This window comes from Streptomyces sp. NPDC057950 (assembly GCF_042887295.1).
Classification (GTDB): Bacteria; Actinomycetota; Actinomycetes; order Streptomycetales; family Streptomycetaceae; genus Streptomyces; species Streptomyces kaempferi.
This window is the reverse complement of the sequence record NZ_JBHVPP010000019.1, coordinates 89708-112618: the sequence shown is the minus strand read 5'-3', so window position 1 is coordinate 112618 and position 22911 is coordinate 89708. Positions and strand designations below refer to the sequence as shown.

Genomic DNA, 22911 nt, shown 5'->3' with positions numbered 1-22911 from the left:
GTGGGGCGGTCAGACCGGGGGCGCGCCGAGCCAGGTGGCCAGGCCGACCGGGTCAGGTGCGGTGCCCGTGACCCGGAGCAGTGCCCGGTGAACCGCTCGCGCGCGTTCCGGGTGGTGACAGAGCAGGCGGGCCGCGCCCGGTTCGTCGCCCCCCATGGCGAGGGCACGGCCGAGGCCCGCCCAGGCCCCGGCCGGACCGGGCTCCGTGGCCAGGTGCTCCCGGTAGGCGTGCCGGGCGGCCGTGGCGTCGCCCGCGGCCAGCAGGGCGTCCGCGGTGAGCGCTCCGCTGACCCGGGCCGCGGCCTTCTCCGGCCCGTCGAACGAGATCCTGCCGTCGTCGGCGCCGCTGAGGCGGTGGCGGACGAGGATCGCCAGGCTGTCCAGCCACCGTGCGGAGGGGTCGGGCACGATCTCGGGCTCGGACGCCAGGGAGCCGGGCGGACCGCTCGCCCCGTCCAGCCACGCGTGGACGGCGGTCTCGACCGCTGGTGCGGGCGGCCGCCGGTGATGGGCCCGCCAGCGTGCGACGTTGTCGTCGGCGCACAGCCGCGCCAGGGCCAGGTACTCCTCGGGAACCGGCTCCGCCAGCCACTGCGTGCAACGGTCGCGCAGTGTGTCCAGCAAGGTCGAGCCGAGGGGCGTCAGACGAGGATGGTGGCGGATCTGTTCCGTCGCGGTCGCCACGTGGGTCCGCCACAGCGCGAACTCGAAGTGCGCCATGGCGGACCTCGCGGCCGTGGCCTTGCGGTGTTCGCGCCAGAAGCGGGCGATCCCCGCGAACGCGTAGATGCCCTGAAGCAGTCCTTCGAGCGGCCGGGGATCGTTTCGCCAAGGGGCGTACCACAGCTCCTGGTTCTCGTCGGAACCGCGGGTCAGCAGGGGCGCCAGATGGAGGAGTCCCCCCAGTTTGGTGTGCTGGAACTCGTGTACGAGGGTGACTGCGAGCTGTACGGCGTCGTCCGGATCCGAGGCCTCGACGCCGCCGAAGGCGTCCCCCGCGCTCACACTGCGCGGCCGAAACCTTTCGCCTGCGGGGGTCGGCGTCAGCGAGAACATCCCCCGGCGCATCGCCTGCGCCGTCTCCGGCTGTTCCCTCAGCAGTAGTTCCCAGGCCTGCTCCAGCATCCGCCGCCACTGCGCCACGGCCTCACCGGACAGTGGGCGTGGCTCCGTGGGCTCCGGGTAGGTGCGGTACGGGTCCACGTCGTCCAGGGCGATGTCCAGCTGCCGCTCCTTCGGGCCGACCGTGAGCCTGCGCACCGGAAACCATCCGGGCCCCGCCGATCCGCTCGCCGACGGTACGGCCACCTCGATCCCGGCCGTCTCGACCACCGTGTGTCCGCCTTCCGCCCGTACCGTGGCCTTCGCCCAGGGTTCCGTGACCGGCAGGACGGCACAGCCGAGGGTGGGCAGTGGTACGCGGCCGTGCCGCACGGGGACCTCGATGGTGAAGTCGAGCTCCGCGCGTAGCGCCGCGGCGGCGGCGAGGGCCCGCATGTGGCCGAGCTCCACCCACAGCGGGGGCTCCTGCGTCGTCGCCTTGCCGCGCAGCCGGCGCAGCGCTGTGGTCAGCCACATGCCCGTCTGCGGGTACATGAGCAGGTCGTCGACGACACGTGGGGCGCGTTGCTGCGCCTCGCTGAGAAGGTCCCATGCGGGGCCGAGGCCGCCGGCGTCGTCGAGCATCCGTAGGAGCAGCAGGCGACGGCTCCGCTCGCCGCCGAGCAGGAGGTCGAGCGTGGCCGGGCCGCCCTCGCCGCGGACCAGCTCGGCCAGGGTGTCGGGCGGCAGGCGGTGATGAGGAAGTGGCCGCTCAGCGCTCATACGCGGCCCCGGCGTCAGTCGAGACGCGCGCCGCGACCGCCGTCGACGCCGGCGACGCTGGCCAGCTGATGGTCGATTCCCGGCAGCAGTTCCTGTACCGAAGCGGCGAGAACTCGACTGTCCATGGAGCGCAGTGTTTCAAGAGACACCCCCGCGAGATCGACCAGGCTGGACTCGACGGCGGCCACAGTCGGCTCCATGACGGCCAAACCCCTTTCCCCCGGCTGCACATGTGGATGCTGGCGGCTCGCATCCCCCTGATAATGACCCACCGCACGGAGTATGAAACCCCGCGTCCGCGCGGCCCCGCCATATCAGGTCAGCGGCTTCCATCGGCCCGGCGGTGGCGCCGGGCCAACTCCACCGCCTCCTGGTCCATTCGGGCCACACCTACGGAGTCGCCCTCCAACAACCGTATCGCCTCCAGTAGTTGGTCGAGGGTTCCCGGATAGCGCAGGCAGGTGCCGAGGATCCCGAACAGGTCCGGCCGCAGGGCCGGTGACCGGGGGCTCATCGCCGAGACCACCGGGTCGATGCTGTCCAGGAGCAGGGCCAGGGTGGTGGGGCCGCGCACGGTGGGGAGGTCGGTCAACGCGCCCACCAGCCCGCCGAGTTCTCCCAGGGGGAGCCGGTCGGGGAGATGGGTCAGGGCGACCGGGCCCGGTGTGGCGTTCCCCGGAGGGGAGAACCGGACCAGCTCGGGCGCCGAGCGGGGCAGCCCGGCGCACTCGTGCAGCACGGCCAGTTCGGCCCCGGTCAGCAGCCCGTACCAGCGGTCCACGCGTACGGCGGCCAGCCGGCCCAGACCGTCCGTGCGGTGGTGGGCGCTGACCAGGCCGACGAGTGTGCCGTCGTGCCAGACGGCCGCGCCCGACATGCCCTCCCAGGGGGAACGGTCCGGTTCGGCGTCCGACTCCGGTGGCGTGACGGCGAGTTCGAGGGTGCCCTCACGGCGGTTGGACAGCACCGACGTCATTCCCGTGGCGTGGCAGGAGTCGCGGTACTGGGAAGCCGAGCCGTCGTCGAGCAGTCGCATCCGGTCCTCGCGCAGCTTGAAGCGTGGAAAGCCCAACGCGCTGCACGGCAGGACGACGTCCGTGTCGGGCACCGCGCCGTAGAGGGGCGGTTCGGGTACGGCCGCGTGCACGCCCCGCGGTACGGACCCGGTGATCTCCAGGAGCGCCACGTCCGCCTTGTCGGAGGCGAGGAGCACCCGCGCGGGCGCCGTCCACTGCGCGGCGCGGTCGGCCTCGAACCGTACGTCCGCGGTTGCCCCCTCGGCGTCGCGGACCACGTGCGCGGCGGTGAGCACCCAGCGGAGCCCGACCCGGTACCCGGAACCGCGCCGCCCGGGACCCCGGGCCGCCGCCGGACGCACCATCACCTCCGCCACCCGGACCGGGTCCAGTCCGCGGCGCGGTTCCCGCTCCGGCACGGCTCAGCGCTCCCGGTCCGCCTCGGCCCCGCCCACCCACGGCGCCCGTCCGCCGCCGCTGCGGGTGCGCGGATCGAGCGTCAGCTTCACCCGGTGCGTGACGCCCTCGGCCACGCGTCCGTCGGCGCCCGCCTCCACCACCCAGAAGCGGATCTTCCCGCCCGCCGTCGCCGACCGCTCCACGACCACGGCCGCCTCCAGTTCCACCGGACCCACCTCGAAGTACAGATCCTCCCCCTCCGCCGCCGTCCGGGCCGCGGTCAGTTCCCTGCGCAACTCCTCGATCAGTTCAGCGAGTTCAATCACACCCGCTCCCTACCCGTGGCGCCCGCACGCCACTCGGTCCGGGGCCGTCACCCGGTCCGGGGCGATCACGCGATGTGGCTCTGTGTGACCTCTCGGATACACTAAGATCACTCGAGCAGCCTCAAATCACTGGAAAAGCCATATTTCAGTGATACATAAGGCATTGACCGCACACCTTCACCGTCACAGGGGCGCCGCCATGGAGAAGTCCGGAGTCGAGTCCGAGCTGATCGACCTCACCGACGTTCCCTTGGACGCGTGGCCCTGTCTGGATCTGCCGGCCGCGTCGGCCTCCATGCGCCGGCTGCTCGGCCGCGTGGACGACCCCGCCGGCAGCCTCGGGGGCTACAACCCGCAGCGCGAGGCGTAACCACGCCGAAGGCGTCGCCGCACCCTCCCCAGCAGCAGCGAACAGGCAGCAACGAACAGGCTCTCCCATGCACCAGACGGCCCGACCCCACGTCCTTTCACCGCGGTCGTTCGACGAACTGCTGGGCGGCGGGGGCGGCCCCGCGACGGTGGACACGCTGCGCGGGACCGAGCGGAGCTGGCGGCTCCTCGTCGTACGGGCCCTGCTGGACTCGGCGGCGACGGCCCCGCCCGGCCCGCTGCCTCCCCTCGAGGAGGGCTGGCGGCTGCTGGCCCGCGCCTGGGCCGCGTCCGAGGAGGCGCGCGAGGCGGTGGAAGGGCTGCTGGGATATCCGGCGGTCGGCGTCTGGGCGTCGCACACACTGCGCCGGCTGCGCGGGACCGCCCAGGACGAGGCGCCCCTGTGGGCGGACACCGGACACCTCCACGCCATCGCGGCGGCCGCGGCCGTCCGCGCCGGTCTGGAGTTCCGCGCCGAGATCCCGGTCCGGCACGGATGGGCGGTCCTGCCCGCGCTCGGGGCGATGCGGGTACCCGGCCCGGCGGACTGGGACGTGGCCGAGGTCTCCGCCCGCGCCGGACACGTGCGGATCGCCGGACGCCCGCTGGAGGGCCCGGACTGGCACGCCCTGACGAAGCTGCGCGCGGCCGGCTGCACCCTGCTCCTGGACGACACCGACCCCTACCGCGACCTGCGGAAACCGGGCCGGGTCGAACCGGTCGCCACGGCCGGCGAGTGGCAGGAACTGTTCGCCCCGGCCTGGGACATCCTGCGGCGCACCGACACCGAGGGCGCACGGGCGCTGGCCCGCGGGCTGGTGTCGGTGGTGCCCCGCCCGCGCGCCGAACGGTTCCGGCCGCACAGCGCGTCCTCGGGTGAGGCATTCGGCGGTGCCCTGGCCTCGGCGCCGGACGACGCCGAACAGTTCGCCTCGACGCTGGTGCACGAGTTCCAGCACAACAAACTCAGCGCGTTCATGCACCTGTTCACCCTGTACGACGACCGGGGCGACCGGCTGCACTACGCCCCCTGGCGCGATGATCCGCGACCGCTGGGCGGCCTGCTCCAGGGCGTGTACGCCTTCTTCGGGGTCACCGCGTTCTGGCGGCGGCGCGTCCACGTGCTCGGGCAGTTCGAGTTCGCGCTGTGGCGCTGCCAGACGGCGCACGCGCTGCGCGCGATCGGCTCGGCGGACGGGCTCAACGAGCTGGGGCGGCGGCTGGTGGCCGAGCTGGCACGGCGTGTCGAACCCTGGCTGGACGAACCGGTCGACGTGCGGGCCAGGACCGCGGCGGCCCTGGCCGTCGCGGATCACCGGGCGAGCTGGCGCGCCCACCATCTGCGGCCGGCGGCGGAGACGGTCCGCGCGCAGGCGGCGGCCTGGTCCCGCGGTGAACCGCTGCCCCCGGCTCCGGACGTGGCGCCCGTCCCCGGCGGTCCGCACGGCAGCCCGCTGCGCGGGTTCGACACACGGGCCGTGCTGCTGCGGTGGCTGCTGGCCGACCCGGCGGGCTTCGTGGCACTGCGGGACGATCCCGGCGCCGTGGTCGCCGGCGCGCTCGACGAGGACGTCGCCCTGGTCGAGGGCCGTACACCGCAGGCCCTTCAGGCGTTCCGCGAGCGGGCGGTCCGCGGCGGCGACCCCGATGCCTGGGTGGGACTCGGGCTGGCGGCGCGGGCCGGCGCGGACCGGGCCGGCGAGGGTCTGCTGGCGCACCCGGAACTCGCGATGGCCCTGCACACCGCACTGGACGGGCGGGCGGACCCGCTGGAACTGGGCCGCGCCCTGGCCTCCGCGTGTCCGGTGTGAGTCCTGGGGCGGTCTCGACCGGCGCGCTCCCGGCACCGGACGCGTCAGCGTGCCCCGGGACGCTCCCGGCACCGGGCCTCCCCGCGTGCCCGTGACCCGAACGGCGGACACGCGGACCACGGGAGGGCCCTCAGCTGACCTCCCGCAACCGGCGGGCGACCTCAAGTCGAACGGGCTCCAGCGGGCGGCCGACCTCGATCTCCCACAGAGTGTTCTGTAGAACACGGCCCAGGGTCCAGGCGCGGGCCCGCGCGCGCTCCAGACCCATGACGTCGGTCATCGCGTCGAAGCGCCGGAGGATCTCGCCGGGCTCGAAACGGTTGCAGAGCGCGGGACAGAGTTCGAATCCGGGGTCGCCCGCGAGCGGCTTGGGATCGATGGCGACCCAGGGCGCGCGCCCCGCGACGCGGTCGCAGTCGTGACCGTCGGCGTCGCGGACGTCGTCGTGGACGTCGTCGTGGTGGAGGCCGCGCAGGACATTGTCGTAGTGGAGGTCCCAGTGGAGGAGACGGTCGCCCGGCTCGGTCACCACCTCGCGCACCGCAGCGGCGCAGTCCTCGACGAGCCGCCGGTCGGAGGGGTCCGGAATCCGCCGGAGGGCGCCCGGCACCCGCTCCAGCATGTCCGCCGCGACGTCCCCGAGCCGGCGCACGCCCTCCGGTGCCGCCACGGCCGTCAGCCGGGCCAGCAGCCGCGCGATGACGAGGGCGGCCTCGCGCGTGTCGGGAAGGTGCGACAGCATTCGGGTGTGGTCGAGCCGTTCGAGCAGCAGGGTGCCGGTGGCCCTGTCGTGGTCGAGAAGCCGTACGGCGCCGCCGCCGGCCCAGGCGCGCAGCGCGAGCGGCTCTCCCGCGCTCTCCTCGTCGAGAAGCTGGAGCTTCAGCACGGCCGGGGTGTTGTCGGCCCGGCGCACCGGCAGCACCAGCGCCGTCACCCCGTGCATCGAGGGGCCGTCGAGGCGCAGTTCCCAGCGGTCCAGGAAGCGGGCCGCGCGCCGCGGGAGCGCGGCGACGAAGGCGCGGCCCGCCGTTCCGTTGTACCGGAGCTGCGAGGCGGCCAGGGCCTGCGGAACCTCGATCACCCTGTCGACCCTACCCGCGGGGGAGCGGCCGCCCATGCGCGTTGACCGGATCCCGCGCTCCGTGGGGAGCTACATACGCAGCGCCCCCGGCACCTACGTATGGCTGGGCGTCCTCTTCTTCACCACCGTGGCCATGCACCACATGTCACCGGAGTTCGAGCAGGACTTCCTGCGGCAGCGGTCCACCAACATCCACGAGCTGTCGAACGACCCGCTGCGGGTGCTGATCTCCAGCGCGATGTGGATCGACGGCGACTACTGGTTCCCGTACGCCTTTCTCTTCACGGTGTTCCACGCGCAGGCGGAGCGCTGGCTCGGCACCCTGCGCTGGCTGTTCGTGTGCGTGGCCTCGCACGTGCTGGCGACGCTGGCCAGTGAGGGGGCGCTGCTTGAGGCGGTACGGCGCGGGATCGCACCGGAGTCCGCCGTGAACACCCTCGACATCGGGGTGAGTTACTCGCTGGCGGGGGTGATCGCCGTGCTCACGTACCGGATCCCGGCGCCCTGGCGGTACCCGTATCTGGCGGCGGTCCTGGTCTTCTACGGGCTGCCGGTCCTCGGCACGCCCACCCTCGCCCAATGCGGACATTTCCTCTCCGTGGTGATCGGTCTGGGCTGCTATCCGCTGGTCAGAGGCCGCGGAAAAGCACGGAATCCGAAGGAGACACTGGCCGCTCCCAGGGGTTAACGTCCCGGCCATGAGCAGCAGCGGCACGGGAAGCGGCACGGTCAACGGCGGCATCTCCTTCTGGTACGCGGACGACGGGCTCCCCGTCCCGCGCGAGCCCCTGCCGGGCGACGCGACCGCCGACGTCGTGATCGTCGGGGGCGGCTACACGGGTCTGTGGACCGCGTACTACCTGAAGAAGGCGGCGCCCTCGCTGCGCGTCACCGTCCTGGAGCAGAGGTTCTGCGGGTACGGCGCGTCGGGGCGCAACGGCGGCTGGCTCTACAACGGCGTCGCGGGCCGCGACCGGTACGCGAGGCTGCACGGCCACGAGGCGGCGGTCCGTCTGCAGAGGGCGATGAACGACACGGTCGACGAGGTCGTCCGGGTCGCCGCCGAGGAGGGCATCGACGCGGACGTCCACCGGGGCGGCGTCCTTGAGGTGGCGTACACGCCCGCGCAGCTGGCCCGGCTGAAGACCTTCCACGAGCACGAGCTGTCGTACGGGGAGCGGGACCGCGAGCTGTACGGCGCACGCGAGACCGCCGAGCGGGTCCGGGTCGCGGACGCGGTCGGCTCGGCCTGGACTCCGCACGGCGCACGTCTGCACCCGGTCAAGCTGGTGAAGGGTCTGGCGGCGGCCGCCGAGGCACTCGGGGTGACGATCCACGAGCGGACGCCGGTCACGGAGATCCGCCCGCAGCACGCCGTGACCCCGCACGGAACGGTCCGCGCCCCCTACGTCCTGCGCTGCACGGAGGGCTTCACCGCCTCCCTGAAGGGCCAGCGGCGCACCTGGCTGCCCATGAACTCGTCGATGATCGCGACGCAGCGGCTGACGCCGGAGCAGTGGGCGCGGATCGGCTGGGAGGGGCGCGAGACGCTCGGCGACATGGCGCACGCGTACATGTACGCGCAGCGCACCGCCGACGACCGCATCGCGCTCGGCGGCCGGGGTGTCCCGTACCGCTTCGGTTCGCGCACCGACCACGACGGCGGCACGCAGCAGGCGACCGTCGAGGCCCTGTACGGGATCCTGGTCCGCCTCTTCCCGTCGCTGGCCGGCGTCCGGGTGGAGCACGCCTGGTCGGGCGTCCTGGGCGTGCCGCGCGACTGGTGCGCCACGGTCACCCTGGACCGCGCGACCGGCCTCGGCTGGGCCGGCGGCTACGTCGGCTCGGGTGTCGCCACCACCAACCTCGCCGCCCGCACCCTGCGCGACCTCGTCCGGCTGGACTCGGGTCAGGCGGGCCCGACCGGGCTGACCGGCCTGCCGTGGGTCGGCCACAAGGTCCGCAAGTGGGAGCCGGAGCCCTTCCGCTGGATCGGTGTGCACGGCATGTACGCGACCTACCGCACCGCGGACCGCCGCGAACTGGCCACCCGCAGCGCGGAGTCGTCCCGGCTGGCGCGGATGGCGGACCGGGTGGCCGGACGGCACTGACGGGACGGCACCGGCGGGACGGCACCGGCGAGGCGGCATCGGCGGGACGGCATCGGCGGGACGGCATCGGCGGGACGGCATCGGCGAGGCGGCATCGGCGGGACGGCATCGGCGAGGCGGCATCGGCGGGACGGCATCGGCGGGACGGCATCGGCGAGGCGGCATCGGCGGGACGGCATCGGCGAGGCGGCACTGACGACGGTCCCACGCGCGGTGGGCCGCGCGGCGGGTGTGTGACACTGCGCCCATGATTCGCACCGCCACCCCCGCCGACGTGCCCGTCATCCACGCGATGGTCCGTGAACTGGCCGAGTACGAGAAGGTGCCGGACGAGGCGCGGGCGACCCCGACACAGCTGTTCGAGGCACTGTTCGGCGAGTACCCGGCGGCGTTCGCGCACGTCGCGCAGGAGGCCGGGGAGGTGGTCGGGTTCGCGCTGTGGTTCCTGAACTTCTCGACCTGGCGCGGGGTGCACGGCATCTACCTGGAGGACCTCTATGTGCGTCCGCAGGCGCGGGGCGGCGGCCACGGCAAGGCGCTGCTCACCGAGCTGGCACGGATCTGCGTGGCGCGCGGGTACGAGCGGCTGGAGTGGTCGGTGCTGGACTGGAACCGGCCTTCCATCGAGTTCTACGAGGCACTCGGCGCGCGTCCGCAGGACGAGTGGACGGTGTACCGACTGACCGACGGGGCGCTGCGGGAGCTGGGTTCACGGGACTGACTCGGGGACAGGGGCCGTCCCGAGCGCGTGCTTGGGGGCCTTCGCGGTGATCAGCAGGCCGGCGATCAGACCGGCCAGGAGCATGATGCCGCAGGCCCACCAGATGGCGATCGTGTAGCCGTGCACGACGCCCTCGCGGACGACGAGTGCCCTGCGGGCCGGGTCGGTGAGGTGGGCGGCGATGTAGGTGGCGCCGCTGGTGGTGGCGACGGTGTTCAGCAGGGCCGTGCCGATCGAGCCGCCGACCTGCTGTGAGGTGTTGACGGTCGCGGAGGTCACGCCGGAGTCCCGCGGGGCGACGCCGGCGGTGGCGGTGGCGAAGATCGGCATGAAGATCAGGCCCATGCCGAGCCCCATCAGGAGCATGCCGGGCAGCAGCAGGCCCGCGTAGTCGGGGTGCACGGTCAGCCGGGTGAAGACCAGCATTCCGGACGTGGCGAGGAGCGTGCCGGGGACCATCAGCACGCGCGGCGCGACGTGTTGCAGCAGCCGCGCGGAGATCTGCGTCGAGCCGACGACGATGGCGGCCGTCAAGGGCAGGAAGGCCAGGCCCGTCCGCACCGGCGAGTAGCCGAGGACGATCTGCAGGTAGTAGGTCAGGAACAGGAACATGCCGAACATGCCGATGACGGCGAGTGCCATCGTCAGGAAGCAGCCGGCGCGGTTGCGGTCCCGGACGACGTGCAGGGGGAGCAGGGGGCTCGGTGCCCGTTTCTGCCACCACACGAAGGCCGCGATCAGGGCGACGCCGGCCGCGAGCAGGCCGAGGACCAGCGGGTCCGTCCAGCCGCGCGGCTCCGCCTCGCTGAAGCCGTAGACGATGGCGACGAGGCCGCCGCAGCCGAGTACCGCACCAGGGACGTCGAGGCGACCGCCCCGGTAGCCGGGGCGGTCGCGCAGCAGGGTGGTCGCGCCGACGACCGCGGCGACGGCGACGGGGACGTTGACGTACAGGCACCAGCGCCAGTTCAGGTACTCGGTCAGCAGGCCGCCCGCGAGAAGTCCGATCGCCGAGCCGCTGCCGGCCAGGGCGCCGTAGATGCCGAAGGCCTTTCCGCGTTCCCTCGGGTCGCTGAAGGTGGTGGTCAGCAGGCTGAGCGCGGACGGCGCGAGGAGGGCGGCGAAGGCTCCCTGCAGGGCGCGGGCGCCGTAGAGCATGGCGGAGCTGGTGGCCCCTCCGCCGAGTGCGGAGGCGGCCGCGAAGCCGATGAGCCCGATGACGAAGGTGCGTTTGCGGCCGACCAGGTCGGCGATCCGGCCGCCGAGCAGGAGCAGCCCGCCGAAGGCCAGGGTGTACGCGGTGATGACCCACTGACGGTTGCCGTCGGACATGCCCAGGTCACGCTGTGCGGAGGGGAGCGCGATGTTCACGATGGTCGCGTCCAGGACGACCATCAACTGGGCCAGAGCGATGATCACCAGACCCCACCAGCGGTGGGGATCGGCGCCTGCGGGTTCACCTGTCGGGGTGACACTCACCTGCCCAGAAGACCATGGATCGGTGGGTGACGCACCTTTCGGCGAGGCCCTCCCGCTCACGGTTCCAGGACCACCTTGCCGATGGTGGCGCGGGTCTCCAGGGCGCGGTGGGCGGCGGCCGCCGAGGCGAGCGGGAAGCGGGTCAGGGCCGGGGTGAGACGACCGGCCGCCGCTTCGGCGAGCGCACGCAGTTCCAGGGTGCGCAGGGGGTCGGGGCCGCCCGCCCGGCGCATCATGGCGGGGCCGAGGACCTGCTCGGTCACGCCGGGCACGATCAGCGGTCCGCCGTCCCGGATGCCCTCGGCGGACCAGCCGAAGACGAGATGCCTGCCGCCGGGACCGAGCAGGTCCACGGCGGCGCGGGCGGTGGCGCCCCCGACACCGTCGAGGACGACGGTCGCCGCGCGGGGGCCGAGGTACTCGCGGACCCGTGTCGGCCAGGTGGCGTCCTCATGGTCCACGGCGAGGTCGGCGCCGTTCTGCCGGGCCAGGGCCACCTTCCGCGGACCGCCCGCGACGCCGATCACGGTGGCGCCCGCGTGCCGGGCGTACTGCACGAGGAGGGTGCCGATAGATGCCGCCCGCGGCCGCCGGGATCACGGCCACGGTGTCGGGGCCCCACTCGGCGAACCGCACGATCCCCATCGCCGTACGGCCCGTCCCGATCATGGCGACGGCCTGGGCGCAGTCGAGGTTCCGGGGTATCTCGCGCAGGCGGCCGACGTCGGTCACGGCCAGTTCGGCGTATCCGCCGGGCGCGAAGCCGAGGTGGGCGACGACCCGTCTGCCGAGCCAGTGGCCGGGGACGCCCTCGCCGAGCGACTCGACCGTGCCGGCGACCTCGCGGCCGGGGACGGTGGGAAGCGCGGCGGGGGCGGGCGCGGGGCCCCGGGCGCCTTCGCGCAGGGCGGCGTCCAGGAGATGGACGCCCGCCGCGGCCACGGCGACACGGACCTGGCCCGGACCCGGCTCGGGGTCCTCGGTCCTCTCGTAGATGAGGTTCTCGGCCGGGCCGAAGGTGTGCAGGCGGACGGCGTGCATCGGAAGGGCTCCTTTGGGTGCGGGCGGTGAGGAGCCCCACCTTTCGACCTCAAGCGTGCTTGAGGTCAAGGCGTTCCCGGATGCCGAAGGCCAGGGCGACGGCTTCGAGCGCGCTGTTGAAGGAGACCTCCGAGAGCATGCCGGGCGCGGCCACCTGGTCTCCCGCGAGGTAGACGCCGTCGCCGCGGTCGAGGGCCGGGCGGTCGCGCCAGGTGGTGCCAGGCGGGTCGACCGCACCGGTGCGCCCCAGCGCCACCGCGTCCCGCCGCCAGGTCACGCGCTCGCGCCAGCCCTCGAAGGCGAGGTCGAGAAGGTGTTCGGCGCGGGCGGCACCGTCGCCGCGGGACTCGTGGGGGGCGATCGGGAACTGTCCCTGGACGAGTTGCTCCCCGTCCGGGGCGAGGGTGCGGTCCCGCGCCGTGGGACGGTCGAGCCGGCCGGGTGCGTCCAGGTCGGAGAGGGCGTAGGGGTCACCGCGCCGGGTGCGCAGGGCCAGGTCCACAAGGGCGGTCCGGCCGCCGGTCCAGGTGAGGGAGTCGTCCCCCAGGAGACGGCGGGCGGAGTCGAGGGAGGTGGCGACGACGACCGGACCGCGACGGTCGGGGAGCGTGTCGACGCGGGCGAGGGTCTCGACCCGGACGCCGAGGTTCCAGGCGCGGGCGGCCATGCGGTCGACGATGGTCGCCCAGCCGCCGCGCGGATGGCGTGCCTCCGCGGGCAGCCGGGCGGCCCTGCGCAGCCGTTCCTGCACGAAGGCCGCGGAGAGCGCGCCGGGATCGTGGTGGAACAGGGTGACGGCCGAGTAGTGCGCGGCGGCGCGGGCGCCCTCCTCGCCCGTCCGGGCGCTCGCCCAGGTCAGGAAGTCGGCGTCCACGGGCGCCTGCCGGGCATCCCGGCGCAGCAGTCCGATCAGGGCGAGGGGCGGGGTGCGGCGCAGGACGCCCCGGTGGTGCAGGCGCAGTCGCGCGGTCTCCCTGGCCGGTACCGGGGCGAGCGGTCCGGTGAGTCCGCGCTGTTTGAGCCAGGTCCAGTGCGGGCCGCCGCCGTGCAGCGTGTGCGGGCCGTTGTCCGTCCGGTACGGGCCGTCCGCGGTGCGGGCCCGGCCGCCGAGCGTGTGGTGGGCCTCGTACAGCGTGACCCTGGCGCCTGCCTCGGCGGCGGTGATCGCGGCGGTGAGTCCGGCGAGGCCGCCGCCGATGACGGTCAGGTGGTGCATGGTTGGCCTCTCCCTGCGGTAGGGGTCGTCTTGTCGGATACGACTGTTCGCGGGGCCGGAATGTGACATCGGGGGACAGGACCGCAGGCCGGAGGCGTTGTCAGTGGGGGAGTGCAGGATGGGGGCATGGTGCGGAAAGCGGCGGGCGGCACGGGCAGGGCGAGCGGGGCGGTGAAGGGGGCGCGGCGGCCGGAGGTGCGGCTGCCGCCGCTGGAGCCCCACGAGGGCTCCGCGCTGGAGCCGGACGGGGACTATGACGGGCTGGAGTTCCGGGAGACGGATTTCGCCGGGCAGGACGGCGGCGGCGCGCGTTTCATGGACTGCGCCCTGACGGGGTGCGCGCTTGACGAGACACGGCTGCACCACGCGCGCGTGCTGGACTCGGTCCTGACGGGCATCCGGGGTGTGGGCACCGACCTGGCCGAGTCGACGCTGCGCGACGTCGAGCTGGTCGACGCCCGCCTGGGCGGGGTGCAGTTGCACGGTTCCGTGCTGGAGCGCGTACTGATCCGCGGCGGCAAGATCGACTATCTGAACCTGCGCAAGGCCCGCCTCAAGGACGTCGTCTTCGAGGGCTGTGTGCTGGTGGAGCCGGACTTCGGCGGTGCCCGGCTGGAGCGCGTCGAATTCGTGGACTGTGTCGTCAAGGGCGCAGACCTCACCGCGGCGACCCTGGTCGACGTGGATCTGCGCCGCGCCGCGGAGCTGGACATCGCGCGGGGTGTGGACCGGCTGGCGGGCGCGGTGATCAGCCCGGCCCAGCTGTTCGACCTGGCACCGGTGCTGGCGGCGGCTCTGGGCGTGCGGGTGCACGGCGACGCGGGTGAGGCGTGAGGGCCGGGGCGAGCTGAAAGGCGGGCCGGGGGGCGGGAGCCGTGAGGGAGACCGAGGGGGAAGTCCGGGAGGTGACCGGGCAGGGCCACGGGGGGATCAGGTGACGCGGGGGAAGCGGGCCTGGAGGGTCCACAGGGCCGGGTTCTCGGCGAGGTCTTCGTGGAGGTCGGTGAGGTCCGCGATCAGGTCGTGCAGGAAGTCGCGGGCCTCCCGGCGCAGCGCGGAGTGCGAGAAGGTCAGCGGCTCCTCGTCGCGGTGCATCCAGTCGGCCTCGATGTCGACCCAGCCGAAGCGGCGTTCGAAGAGCATGCGGTCCGTCGACTCGGTGAAGTCGAGCTCGGCGTGCTGGGGGCGGGAGGCCCGGCTGCCGTGCGGGTCCCGGTCCAGCTGCTCCACGATGTCGCACAGCGCCCACGCGAAGTCGAGCACCGGCACCCATCCCCAGGCCGTGGACACCTCCCGGTCCGCCTTGGTGTCGGCGAGGTACACGTCGCCGCAGAACAGGTCGTGCCGCAGGGCGTGGACGTCCGCGCGGCGGTAGTCGGTCTGCGGGGGGTCGGGGAACCGGTTGGAGAGGGCGTAGCCGATGTCGAGCACGTACGTGATGGTGTCACGGCCTCGTAGGATCGCGGACGTGCCCCGATCTTCCGTGATCGTCCCCTGCGCCCTGGCTCTCGCCCTCACCTGCGCGCTCACCGCGTGCGGCGGCGGGGACGGCTCGGCGGGCACCCCGGGCGTGCACGACCCCTACTTCCCGAAGATGGGCAACGGCGGCTACGACGTCACGCACTACGCCCTGACCCTCTCCTACGACCCCGGGAGCAAGCGGCTGCGGGGCACCGCCCGGATCACCGCGCGGGCGACCCGGGGCCTCGACGCCTTCAACCTCGACCTGAAGGGCCTGGACGTCGCCGGTGTCTCCGTCGGCGACCGGGACGCGCGCTGGAGCCGGACGGGCCAGGAACTGACGGTGCGCCCGCGCACGGGCCTCGGCAAGGGCGAGACGTTCCGCACCACGGTCCGGTACTCGGGCACCCCGGAAACGCTCACGGACGCGGACGGCTCGCAGGAGGGCTGGCTGCCCACGGCCCGCGGCGCGCTCGCCCTCGGTGAGCCCGTCGGCTCGATGACCTGGTTCCCCGGCAACCACCACCCCTCCGACAAGGCGTCGTACGACATCACGATCACCGTCCCCAAGGGCCTGAGCGCCGTCTCCAACGGGGAGTTGAGGAGCGAGACGACGGCCGCCGACGGCCGCAGGACCTTCGCCTGGCGGACCGCCGAACCGATGGCGAGCTATGTCGCGACGCTCGCCGTCGGGGCGTACGACATCACCCGCAGCACGACCAGGAGCGGTCTGCCCGTGTACGTCGCCGTCGACCCGGCACAGACCGCCGCGAGCGCGAAGGTGCTGGCCCGCATTCCGGAGATCATGGACTGGGAGGCGTACAACTTCGGCCCGTACCCGTTCTCCTCGACCGGCGCGATCGTCGACGGCCCCGGCGTCGCCGGCTACGCGCTCGAAACCCAGAACCGCCCCGTCTTCCCGGGCGCCCCCGACGTCGGGACGCTGGTCCACGAACTGGCCCACGAATGGTACGGAGACTCCGTCACCCCCGCGTCCTGGCAGGACATGTGGCTCAACGAGGGGTTCGCCACGTACGCGGAGTGGCTCTGGCAGGAGGACCACGACGGCGACACGGCCGACGAGACCTTCAACGCCCTCTACCGCGGCGACTACTACGACGACGCCGCCGACAACAAGGCGATCTGGGACTTCCCGCCCGCCAAGCCCTCCGGCGCGGCCCACATCTCCGACAGTCCCGTCTACGACCGGGGCGCCATGGTCCTCCACAAGATCCGCAGGACCGTCGGCGACGACACCTTCTACGACATCATCCAGGGCTGGGCCGCCACCCACCGTCACGGCAACGCGACGACCGCCGACTTCACCGCGTACGTCGAGAAGAAGGCGCCGGGCAAGGACTTCCGCCGCATCTGGAAGGACTGGCTGTACGGCGAGGGCAGACCGGCCACGGCCTAGACCGGGACGGGCAGCCACCACACGCGGGCCTTCCTCGGCCTCCAGGTGGGCGACCTGGGTGCGGAGACCGAGCGGGCCCGTGCCCTGGGCGCGACGCTGGAGGAGCACCGGCCCCGGAAGGGCGTACGGGTCCTCCGCGATCCGCGCGGTCACCCGTTCCGCCTCTTTCTCCCGGGTGGCCGAACTCCTAGGGAGTGTCCGTCCGGTCGGTGCCCGCGGAGTCCAGGGCCTTGCGCAGTACCGCGCACGGACGGCCGAGCCGGCGGTCCTCGCGGTGGTCGATCACCTCGTACCCGAGGGCGGTCCAGAAGGCCAGGCCCTTGGGGTTGTTGTCGAGGACGGCAAGGCGCACGCCGGTGCGGCCTGCGGCCCGGAACCGCTCCTCGACACCGGCCGCCAGCGCCCTGCCGTATCCCTTGCCGTGCTCGCGGGCGTCCACGAGGAGCAGGCCGATCCACGGGTCCGGATCCGCCGGGTCGGGATGGTGCGCCAGCGTGATGGCGAACCCGGCGAGCCGCCCGGCGCCACGGGCGAGCAGCAACTCCACGCCCGGGTGGGCCGCCTCCTCGGCGAGCGCCTCCGCGACCTGCTCCGGGCGGATGTCGTCCGGGTCGGGGAAGTCGCCGCTCAACGCGTTGAATTCGCGGTTGGAGACGTGCAGGGCGGTGAGTTCGGTCAGGAGCGGCCCCGGGATGTCGTGGTCCGGGGTGAGGGGCAGGGATTCGAGGATCACGCGGTGCAGGCTAAGGGCTGTCCCGTAATCCCCGGCGGGCGCGCGACGACAGCTACGGCACCTCGCCGCGTTGTCGGATCGCCCGACTACGCCCAGTATGAGGACGACCCTCCGCCTTGCGATGCACCGCATCTGACGCCGCGCGCTGATCCACCGGGGATTACGGGACAGCCCTTAGTCGGCGGGGCTGCGGATGTGGGCCTGTGCTGGACCGTTGCGGACCGGGTGGAGGTGCGGGTCCGCGCTGGATGCCCCCGGCCGGGGACATGACTTTCAGCCCGTCCGGCGTCTGAGGACGGGGCCGTTCAGGCCGGACGGGGGTCCGGGGGCGGAGCCCCCAGGGATGAAGGGCGGGGCTCCTGCCCGTCCACGCGAAGAGCCCCCGGCCAGGGTTCCCGGGCCGGGGGCTCCGTCGACTCGCGCGTACGGATCAGACGCTGACGCCGAAGTCCTGGGCGATGCCCGTCAGGCCGGAGGCGTAGCCCTGGCCGACCGCGCGGAACTTCCACTCCGCGCCGTTGCGGTAGAGCTCGCCGAAGACCATCGCGGTCTCCGTCGCCGCGTCCTCGGAGAGGTCGTAGCGGGCGATCTCCGTGCCGCCGGCCTGGTTGACGATGCGGATGTAGGCGTTGCGGACCTGGCCGAAGTTCTGCGAGCGGGTCTCCGCGTCGTAGATGGAGACCGGGAAGACGATCTTGTCGATGTCGGCGGGGAGGCCCGCCAGGTTGACGTTGATCGCCTCGTCGTCGCCCGCGCCCTCGCCGGTGCGGTTGTCACCGGTGTGGACGATGGTCTGGTCCGGGGTCTGCTTGTTGTTGAAGAAGACGAAGTGGGCGTCCGAGTAGACCTTGCCCTGCTGGTTGACCGCGATGGCCGAGGCGTCGAGGTCGAAGTCGGTGCCCGTGGTGCTGCGGACGTCCCAGCCGAGGCCCACGGTGACGGCGGTCAGGCCCGGAGCCTCCTTGGTGAGCGAGACGTTGCCACCCTTGGACAGGCTTACAGCCATTGTTGGGAGTCCCTTCCCTCGTTGCGTACGTGCGGTGTGCCCGTACGGTTGGGCTTCGTACGGCCACGAAGCTACAGCTACCCCTAAGAACGCCAAGAGGGGTGCCGAAGGTTCCGGCTGTCTTTACTTTCTTTACCTTTGCGCCGGACGGACCCCCGCGCGAAAAACGGGTGACGTGGACCGGACATCCGGGGGACCATGAACCCCATGTCCGGTCCTTATGTCATCCGCGGCTCCGTCTCGCTCCCCGAGGCCGAGCTCATGTGGCGTTTCTCGCGGTCCAGCGGGCCGGGCGGTCAGCACGTCAACACCACCGACTCGCAGGTCGAGCTGCGGTTCGACCTCGCGAAGACCGAGGCGCTGCCCCCGGTCTGGAAGGAGCGGGCGCTCGCCAAGCTCGCCGGGCGGCTCGTCGACGGTGTGATCAGCGTGCGCTCCTCCGAGCACCGTTCGCAGTGGCGCAACCGGGAGACCGCGGCCGTACGGCTCGCCTCCCTCCTCGCCGAGGCGACGGTGCCGCCCAAGCCGCGCCGGGCCACCCGTATCCCCAGGGGCATCAACGAGCGACGGCTGCGCGAGAAGAAGCAGCGCTCGGACACCAAGCGCGGGCGTTCCGGGCGCGACTGGGGCTGAGGGCCGTTCCGTCCCGCCACCGGGCTCCGAGGACCGCTCCGACGGCGCCGCGCGAAACGCCCGGCGCCGTACGCGGATTGAGCGGCGGGCCGAGTCGGCCACTCGTGGCTACGCTCGGGGAATGGACGGAAATGAGGACAGAGCGCATCTGGAGTGGTGGGCCAACCGATCGAGCTGCCTGGCACGGATCCCCGTCCGGCTGGCCGCCGGGCCCGGCTCCCGGGCGTGGGACGCCGTCGTCTCGCCGCCGCTGGACAGGGGCGCGCGGGAGGACATGCAGTTCCTGATCGAGGCCAGCCCGTACTTCACCCTTCGCTTCGGCGACGATTCCGTGACGGAGGTCGAAGTGGAGCGGGCGGGAGACCCCGGCCGGCTGCGGCTGAGCGCCGTGCCGGAGGCCTGACGTCACATCTCGGGCCCGCGATCCGTCAATCCACCGACGGACGAAGGACCGCGGGCCCGACGGGGAGATGTGACGGATGAGCGACAGCGAATTTCTGAATGAGAACCATGAGAACGCTCGGAACGCGGGCGAGAACGCGTTCGGGAACGCGAATGCGAAGCAAAATGGCGCGGGTGCGGGGAACGGCGTGGGAAACGGCGCCGGGATCGATGCCGTGAACGATGCCGTGAACGCGAACGAATTCCTCGCCGAGCGCTTCGAATCGCATCGCGGCCGGCTGCGCGCCGTCGCCTACCGGATGCTCGGCTCGCTCGCGGAGGCCGACGACGCCGTCCAGGAGGCATGGCTCCGGCTCAGCCGCGCCGACGCCGGCCGGGTCGACAACCTCGGCGGCTGGCTGACGACGGTCGTCGGCCGGGTCTGCCTCGACATGCTCCGCTCCCGCAGGACCCGCGGCGAGGAGCCGCTGGAGGAGGGGCCCGGGGTGCGCATGCCCGAACCGGTGCTCAGCCCCTTCGGAGGCGTCGACCCCGAACAGGAGGCGCTGCTCGCCGACTCGGTGGGAATCGCGCTGCTGGTGGTCCTGGGGACGCTGACGCCCGCCGAACGGCTCGCTTTCGTGCTGCACGACCTGTTCGCGGTGCCGTTCGACGAGATCGCGCCCGTCGTGGGCCGCACACCGGCGGCCGCCCGGCAGCTCGCCAGCCGGGCCCGGCGCCGTGTCCAGGGCGGCGCCCCGGCGCCCGATCCGGACCTGACGCGGCAGCGGGAGGTCGTGGAGGCGTTCCTCGCGGCGGCGCGCGACGGCGATCTCACGGCCCTCGTCGCGGTGCTCGACCCGGACGTGGTGGCACGGTCCGAGGACGGGGTGACGACCGGCGCGGTGAACGTGGCCTCGAACGCGAGCCGTTTCGCCCATCTGGCCCGGGTCGCGCGGCCCGCCTTCGTCAACGGCGCCGCGGGGGTCGTGGTGATCGAGGAGGGACGCCCCGTCGGCGTCCTCGCGTTCACGGTCGTACGGGGGCGGATCGCGGTGATCGACATCCTCAACGATCCGCGGCGGCTGGCCGGGGTGGACGTCACGGTCCTCGACCGGTGACCCCTGTCCTGCGGCTGCCGGGGTGTCAGCCCAGCTGCCGGTAGCGGCCCTTGAAGTGCACCAGCGGCCCCCCGTCCGCGCTCGGCACCGACGCCGTCAGCACCCGCCCGACCACGAGTGTGTGGTCACCGGCGGTGACCCGCTGCTCGGTGCGGCACTCCAGGGTCGCCAGGGCGCCGCCCACCAGGGGCGCCCCGGCCGCCTCGCCGCGGACGTACGGGATGTCCTCGAAGAGCAGACGGTCACTGATGCGGCCCTTCATGGCGAAGCGGCCGGCGATGTGGCGCTGGCTCTCGGCGAGCACGGAGACGCCCCACAGGGGCTGCTCGTCGAGGAGGTCGTCCATACGGGAACCCTCGCGCAGGCTGACGAGGACCAACGGGGGGTCCAGGGAGACGGACACGAACGCCGTGGCCGTCATGCCGACGTCCTCGCCGCCCGGTCCTTCCGGGTCCAGCGCGGGCTCGTGCGCGGTCACCAGGACCACGCCCGCGGCCAGCCGGGACATGGCGGCGCGGAACTCGTCGTTGCTCACCCCCTCAGCATGCACGGAGGGGGTGGAAGGAACGGCAGGGGGAGTGTTCAGCACGCCGAAACGCTAGTCTCCGACCCGGGGCGTCCACATCGGACCTCGGGCCGAGCCGGGTCCTAGGTCCGAGGACGGACACAACCGCTCACAGTGTCTGCACGGCATCTAAATATGTGTTCAGTTAACACACGGGGAAAATGCAGAAACCCCACTCAATTGTTCATCTTACGCTGTGACTTGAGTCACAGGGGCCATATTTTGTTGACCCTGTGTACCGAGTGAGCAGCGCGCTGTGATTCAGTGGCGGGGAAGCCAGGCAGGAAGCTACCAACCGGTACGCGCAAGAGAACTCAGGTACAGAGAACCGGTCCAGAGAACCAGGTACGCCGAAGACAACCCTGGAGTTGCTGCGAGGTCTCGAGGGGAGGGCGAATGGAGACCGAGTCGGAGCCCTACGTCCGTCTTGCGACCCTGCGGCAGCTGCATCAGGTGATGGCGGACATGAACACCGCGCGGAGCCTGGCGGACACGCTGCAGACCGTCGCCGACGGCGTGGTCACGGGCCTCGGCTACGAGCTGGCGTGTGTCAACCTCGTACGCCCCGACGGCGACCTCGTGGTCGCCGCGCTCGCCGGCAACTCCGCCGCCGAGGCGCTGATCACCGGCCGGGTCGGCTCCCGCGAGTCCTGGGACCGCCGCCTGAACATGGGCGAGGCCTGGGGCGACCTGCGTTTCATACCGCACACCGAGGGCTGGGTCCTCGACGACGACGACGTACCGCAGTGGTACACCGACGGCCCCGCGCCCCGCTTCGAGGACGAGTGGCACCCCTCGGACCGTCTCTTCGCGCCGATGTACACCCCGGGCGTCGGCGGCAACACGGGCGAACTGATCGGTGTCCTGTCCGTCGACCGGCCGCGCAACGGACGGCAGCCCGGCGCCTGGGGCCGCGAGGCCCTGCAGATGTACGCCTTCCAGGCCGCCATCGCGATCAGCAACGCGCGTCTGCGGGCCAACATGCAGCGCGCCCTGGTCCGCCTCGAGCGCGAACAGCAGGCCCTGCGCGCCAGCGAGGAGAGCTTCCGCCAGGCCTTCGAGTACGCACCCTCCGGCATGGCCATCGCCGAGATGGGCGGCGACCAGCACGGCCGCATCCTGCGCACCAACGACGCCCTGTGCCGCCTGCTCGGCCGCCCCGCCTCCGCGATGCGCCGCTACTCCTTCTCCGACCTCGTGCACCCCGAGGACATCGGCACCCTGCTGCGCACCTCCGCCGAGGGCGGCCGCGCGGAACTCAGGCTCGGGCGCCGCGACGGCACCTACGTCTGGGTCTCGCTGCGCAACTCCGTCGTCGCGGACGCCGCCGACGGCCCGCGCTTCCTGCTCACGCACGTCGAGGACATAGAGGAGCGCAAGCGCCGCGAGCTGCAGCTCGCCCACCGCGCCTCGCACGACTCGCTCACCGGCCTGCCGAACTCGGCGGAACTGCGCTCCCGCCTCGGCTCCCGGCTGTGCCAGCGCCCGCAGGCCCTCCAGCCCGGCGCGGTCGAGTCGCTGGACGCCGCCTACGGGCACGGGCCGTACGCGGAGCAGGCCGCCGAGCACGGCACCTTCGACGGGCACGCCGCGGCGCACGGCTTCGACTTCGGGCCGGGCGCGGCGGCCTACGACGCCTTCGACCACCATGTGCACACCATCGCGCCCGAGGGCGAGACGGACGACGGCGCCAAGGGGCTCGCGGTGCTCTTCTGCGACCTCGACGGCTTCAAGTCGATAAACGACCGGTTCGGGCACAACGCGGGCGACGCCGTGCTCATCGAGGTCGCCCGGCGCCTGACCAACGGCGTCCGCGACGGCGACACGGTCGCCCGGCTCGGCGGTGACGAGTTCGTGGTGCTCGCCGACGGCCTCGGCCGGGCGGACGCGGCGGACCTCGCCGTACGGCTGCGGAACGCGATCATCCCGCCGATCCGGGTCGACGGCCGGGCGGTCCGGGTGGGCGCCAGCTTCGGCATCGGATGGGCACACTGCGGCATGACGGCCGACGAGGTCTTGAAATCCGCTGACGAACGGATGTACGTCGAGAAACGTTCTCGTCCCAAACAGCATCGGCGTGCCGGATAAGTCACAGGTCAGTGGGTTGATGCGGTGAAGGCCACCCGTTTGGCCCCCTGGAAGCGGGTAGGCTCGCCCTTCACGTGCTTCATTTCGTGTACCGCATCTGTACCGCACCTGT

The 22911-nt window shown here is 72.7% G+C and carries 22 protein-coding genes and 2 pseudogenes; 12 read left to right on the top strand and 12 right to left on the bottom strand.

The genetic code is table 11. The features are described from left to right. Positions 1–9: 9 nt before the first annotated feature. From ACFVTC_RS28855 to ACFVTC_RS28840, 4 genes are all read right to left on the bottom strand, one after another. On the bottom strand, positions 10–1824 hold the full coding sequence (locus ACFVTC_RS28855) for an HEXXH motif domain-containing protein (RefSeq protein ID WP_390131423.1): 1815 nt from the start codon (positions 1822–1824) through the stop codon (positions 10–12). Between the two features lie 14 nt (positions 1825–1838). Continuing rightward, positions 1839–2024 carry a hypothetical protein gene (locus ACFVTC_RS28850; RefSeq protein WP_390131422.1) on the bottom strand — a complete coding sequence of 62 codons (186 nt, stop codon included), beginning with the start codon at positions 2022–2024 and terminating at the stop codon, positions 1839–1841. A 119-nt stretch (positions 2025–2143) separates the two neighbouring features. Then, the gene (locus ACFVTC_RS28845; RefSeq protein ID WP_390131421.1) at positions 2144–3259 is read right to left on the bottom strand and encodes a trypsin-like peptidase domain-containing protein; all 1116 of its coding nucleotides are present in this window, start codon (positions 3257–3259) and stop codon (positions 2144–2146) included. 3 nt (positions 3260–3262) lie between these two features. Further along, entirely contained in the window at positions 3263–3565 is a 303-nt protein-coding gene (locus ACFVTC_RS28840) for a trypco2 family protein (RefSeq protein WP_390131420.1), read from the bottom strand. 199 nt (positions 3566–3764) lie between these two features. On the opposite strand from ACFVTC_RS28840, the gene ACFVTC_RS28835 reads away from it, so the two are divergent. Both ACFVTC_RS28835 and ACFVTC_RS28830 read left to right on the top strand, forming a co-directional pair. Continuing rightward, positions 3765–3935 (top strand): hypothetical protein, encoded by a 171-nt coding sequence (locus tag ACFVTC_RS28835; protein ID WP_390131419.1) that lies wholly within the window; start codon positions 3765–3767, stop codon positions 3933–3935. Positions 3936–4002: 67 nt separating this feature from the next. Continuing rightward, entirely contained in the window at positions 4003–5745 is a 1743-nt protein-coding gene (locus ACFVTC_RS28830; RefSeq protein WP_390131418.1) for an HEXXH motif domain-containing protein, read from the top strand. Between the two features lie 130 nt (positions 5746–5875). Here ACFVTC_RS28830 and ACFVTC_RS28825 read toward each other — a convergent pair whose 3' ends face one another. After that, positions 5876–6862, bottom strand: coding sequence for an aminoglycoside phosphotransferase family protein (locus ACFVTC_RS28825; RefSeq protein WP_390131417.1), 987 nt, complete (start codon positions 6860–6862; stop codon positions 5876–5878). Between ACFVTC_RS28825 and ACFVTC_RS28820 the strand changes: the two genes are divergently transcribed. From ACFVTC_RS28820 to ACFVTC_RS28810, 3 genes are all read left to right on the top strand, one after another. After that, positions 6861–7514, top strand: a complete 654-nt coding sequence (locus ACFVTC_RS28820) for a rhomboid-like protein (protein ID WP_390131416.1) — start codon at positions 6861–6863, stop codon at positions 7512–7514. The two genes, ACFVTC_RS28825 and ACFVTC_RS28820, sit on opposite strands and share 2 nt — an antisense overlap. Positions 7515–7524: 10 nt before the next feature. Further along, positions 7525–8937, top strand: a complete 1413-nt coding sequence (locus ACFVTC_RS28815) for an NAD(P)/FAD-dependent oxidoreductase (protein WP_390131415.1) — start codon at positions 7525–7527, stop codon at positions 8935–8937. Between the two features lie 247 nt (positions 8938–9184). Then, a complete protein-coding gene (locus ACFVTC_RS28810) occupies positions 9185–9658 on the top strand; it encodes a GNAT family N-acetyltransferase (RefSeq protein WP_390131414.1) in 474 nt (157 codons plus the stop codon). Here ACFVTC_RS28810 and ACFVTC_RS28805 read toward each other — a convergent pair. From ACFVTC_RS28805 to ACFVTC_RS28795, 3 genes and pseudogenes are all read right to left on the bottom strand, one after another. Next, complete coding sequence (locus tag ACFVTC_RS28805; protein WP_390131413.1) at positions 9647–11137, bottom strand: MFS transporter; 1491 nt, start codon at positions 11135–11137, stop codon at positions 9647–9649. The genes ACFVTC_RS28810 and ACFVTC_RS28805 overlap by 12 nt on opposite strands. A 56-nt stretch (positions 11138–11193) precedes the next feature. Beyond that, positions 11194–12178: pseudogene (locus ACFVTC_RS28800) on the bottom strand (zinc-binding dehydrogenase). Between the two features lie 49 nt (positions 12179–12227). Next, positions 12228–13394: an NAD(P)-binding protein gene (locus tag ACFVTC_RS28795; protein ID WP_390131412.1), complete on the bottom strand. Its 1167-nt coding sequence runs from the start codon at positions 13392–13394 to the stop codon at positions 12228–12230. Positions 13395–13520: 126 nt separating this feature from the next. Between ACFVTC_RS28795 and ACFVTC_RS28790 the strand changes: the two genes are divergently transcribed. Further along, complete coding sequence (locus tag ACFVTC_RS28790) at positions 13521–14228, top strand: pentapeptide repeat-containing protein (RefSeq protein ID WP_390131411.1); 708 nt, start codon at positions 13521–13523, stop codon at positions 14226–14228. Between the two features lie 96 nt (positions 14229–14324). Here ACFVTC_RS28790 and ACFVTC_RS28785 read toward each other — a convergent pair whose 3' ends face one another. After that, positions 14325–14825, bottom strand: a complete 501-nt coding sequence (locus ACFVTC_RS28785) for a hypothetical protein (protein ID WP_390131410.1) — start codon at positions 14823–14825, stop codon at positions 14325–14327. A 37-nt stretch (positions 14826–14862) separates the two neighbouring features. Between ACFVTC_RS28785 and ACFVTC_RS28780 the strand changes: the two genes are divergently transcribed. After that, on the top strand, positions 14863–16272 hold the full coding sequence (locus tag ACFVTC_RS28780) for a M1 family metallopeptidase (RefSeq protein WP_390131409.1): 1410 nt from the start codon (positions 14863–14865) through the stop codon (positions 16270–16272). A 27-nt stretch (positions 16273–16299) separates the two neighbouring features. Further along, a pseudogene (locus tag ACFVTC_RS28775) lies at positions 16300–16428 on the top strand (VOC family protein); the annotation flags it as partial. A 31-nt stretch (positions 16429–16459) separates the two neighbouring features. Here the strand turns inward: ACFVTC_RS28775 and ACFVTC_RS28770 are convergent. Both ACFVTC_RS28770 and ACFVTC_RS28765 read right to left on the bottom strand, forming a co-directional pair. Further along, positions 16460–17005 (bottom strand): GNAT family N-acetyltransferase, encoded by a 546-nt coding sequence (locus tag ACFVTC_RS28770; protein WP_390131408.1) that lies wholly within the window; start codon positions 17003–17005, stop codon positions 16460–16462. A gap of 430 nt (positions 17006–17435) precedes the next feature. Continuing rightward, positions 17436–18011 (bottom strand): TerD family protein, encoded by a 576-nt coding sequence (locus ACFVTC_RS28765; protein ID WP_390131407.1) that lies wholly within the window; start codon positions 18009–18011, stop codon positions 17436–17438. A gap of 198 nt (positions 18012–18209) precedes the next feature. Between ACFVTC_RS28765 and arfB the strand changes: the two genes are divergently transcribed. From arfB to ACFVTC_RS28750, 3 genes are all read left to right on the top strand, one after another. After that, complete coding sequence (gene arfB, locus ACFVTC_RS28760; protein WP_266699963.1) at positions 18210–18644, top strand: alternative ribosome rescue aminoacyl-tRNA hydrolase ArfB; 435 nt, start codon at positions 18210–18212, stop codon at positions 18642–18644. 121 nt (positions 18645–18765) lie between these two features. Then, a complete protein-coding gene (locus ACFVTC_RS28755; RefSeq protein WP_168528731.1) occupies positions 18766–19047 on the top strand; it encodes a hypothetical protein in 282 nt (93 codons plus the stop codon). A gap of 226 nt (positions 19048–19273) precedes the next feature. Beyond that, positions 19274–20146, top strand: a complete 873-nt coding sequence (locus ACFVTC_RS28750) for a sigma-70 family RNA polymerase sigma factor (protein ID WP_390131516.1) — start codon at positions 19274–19276, stop codon at positions 20144–20146. Between the two features lie 25 nt (positions 20147–20171). Here the strand turns inward: ACFVTC_RS28750 and ACFVTC_RS28745 are convergent, their stop codons facing one another. Beyond that, a complete protein-coding gene (locus ACFVTC_RS28745; protein ID WP_266699960.1) occupies positions 20172–20735 on the bottom strand; it encodes a flavin reductase family protein in 564 nt (187 codons plus the stop codon). Between the two features lie 372 nt (positions 20736–21107). Here ACFVTC_RS28745 and cdgB point away from each other — a divergent pair, with 372 nt between their 5' ends. Next, on the top strand, positions 21108–22799 hold the full coding sequence (gene cdgB / locus ACFVTC_RS28740; protein ID WP_390131406.1) for a diguanylate cyclase CdgB: 1692 nt from the start codon (positions 21108–21110) through the stop codon (positions 22797–22799). The last annotated feature ends 112 nt before the right edge of the window (positions 22800–22911 follow it).

Excerpts from the sequence above, each read along its gene's own strand:
- ACFVTC_RS28855 (WP_390131423.1), bottom strand. The coding sequence starts at position 1,824 with ATGAGCGCTGAGCGGCCACTTCCTCATCACCGCCTGCCGCCCGACACC.
- ACFVTC_RS28850 (WP_390131422.1), bottom strand. The coding sequence starts at position 2,024 with ATGGAGCCGACTGTGGCCGCCGTCGAGTCCAGCCTGGTCGATCTCGCG.
- ACFVTC_RS28835 (WP_390131419.1), top strand. The coding sequence starts at position 3,765 with ATGGAGAAGTCCGGAGTCGAGTCCGAGCTGATCGACCTCACCGACGTT.
- ACFVTC_RS28830 (WP_390131418.1), top strand. The coding sequence starts at position 4,003 with ATGCACCAGACGGCCCGACCCCACGTCCTTTCACCGCGGTCGTTCGAC.
- ACFVTC_RS28820 (WP_390131416.1), top strand. The coding sequence starts at position 6,861 with ATGCGCGTTGACCGGATCCCGCGCTCCGTGGGGAGCTACATACGCAGC.
- ACFVTC_RS28825 (WP_390131417.1), bottom strand. The coding sequence starts at position 6,862 with ATGGGCGGCCGCTCCCCCGCGGGTAGGGTCGACAGGGTGATCGAGGTT.
- ACFVTC_RS28815 (WP_390131415.1), top strand. The coding sequence starts at position 7,525 with ATGAGCAGCAGCGGCACGGGAAGCGGCACGGTCAACGGCGGCATCTCC.
- ACFVTC_RS28810 (WP_390131414.1), top strand. The coding sequence starts at position 9,185 with ATGATTCGCACCGCCACCCCCGCCGACGTGCCCGTCATCCACGCGATG.
- ACFVTC_RS28795 (WP_390131412.1), bottom strand. The coding sequence starts at position 13,394 with ATGCACCACCTGACCGTCATCGGCGGCGGCCTCGCCGGACTCACCGCC.
- ACFVTC_RS28790 (WP_390131411.1), top strand. The coding sequence starts at position 13,521 with ATGGTGCGGAAAGCGGCGGGCGGCACGGGCAGGGCGAGCGGGGCGGTG.
- ACFVTC_RS28765 (WP_390131407.1), bottom strand. The coding sequence starts at position 18,011 with ATGGCTGTAAGCCTGTCCAAGGGTGGCAACGTCTCGCTCACCAAGGAG.
- arfB (WP_266699963.1), top strand. The coding sequence starts at position 18,210 with ATGAACCCCATGTCCGGTCCTTATGTCATCCGCGGCTCCGTCTCGCTC.
- ACFVTC_RS28755 (WP_168528731.1), top strand. The coding sequence starts at position 18,766 with ATGGACGGAAATGAGGACAGAGCGCATCTGGAGTGGTGGGCCAACCGA.
- cdgB (WP_390131406.1), top strand. The coding sequence starts at position 21,108 with ATGGAGACCGAGTCGGAGCCCTACGTCCGTCTTGCGACCCTGCGGCAG.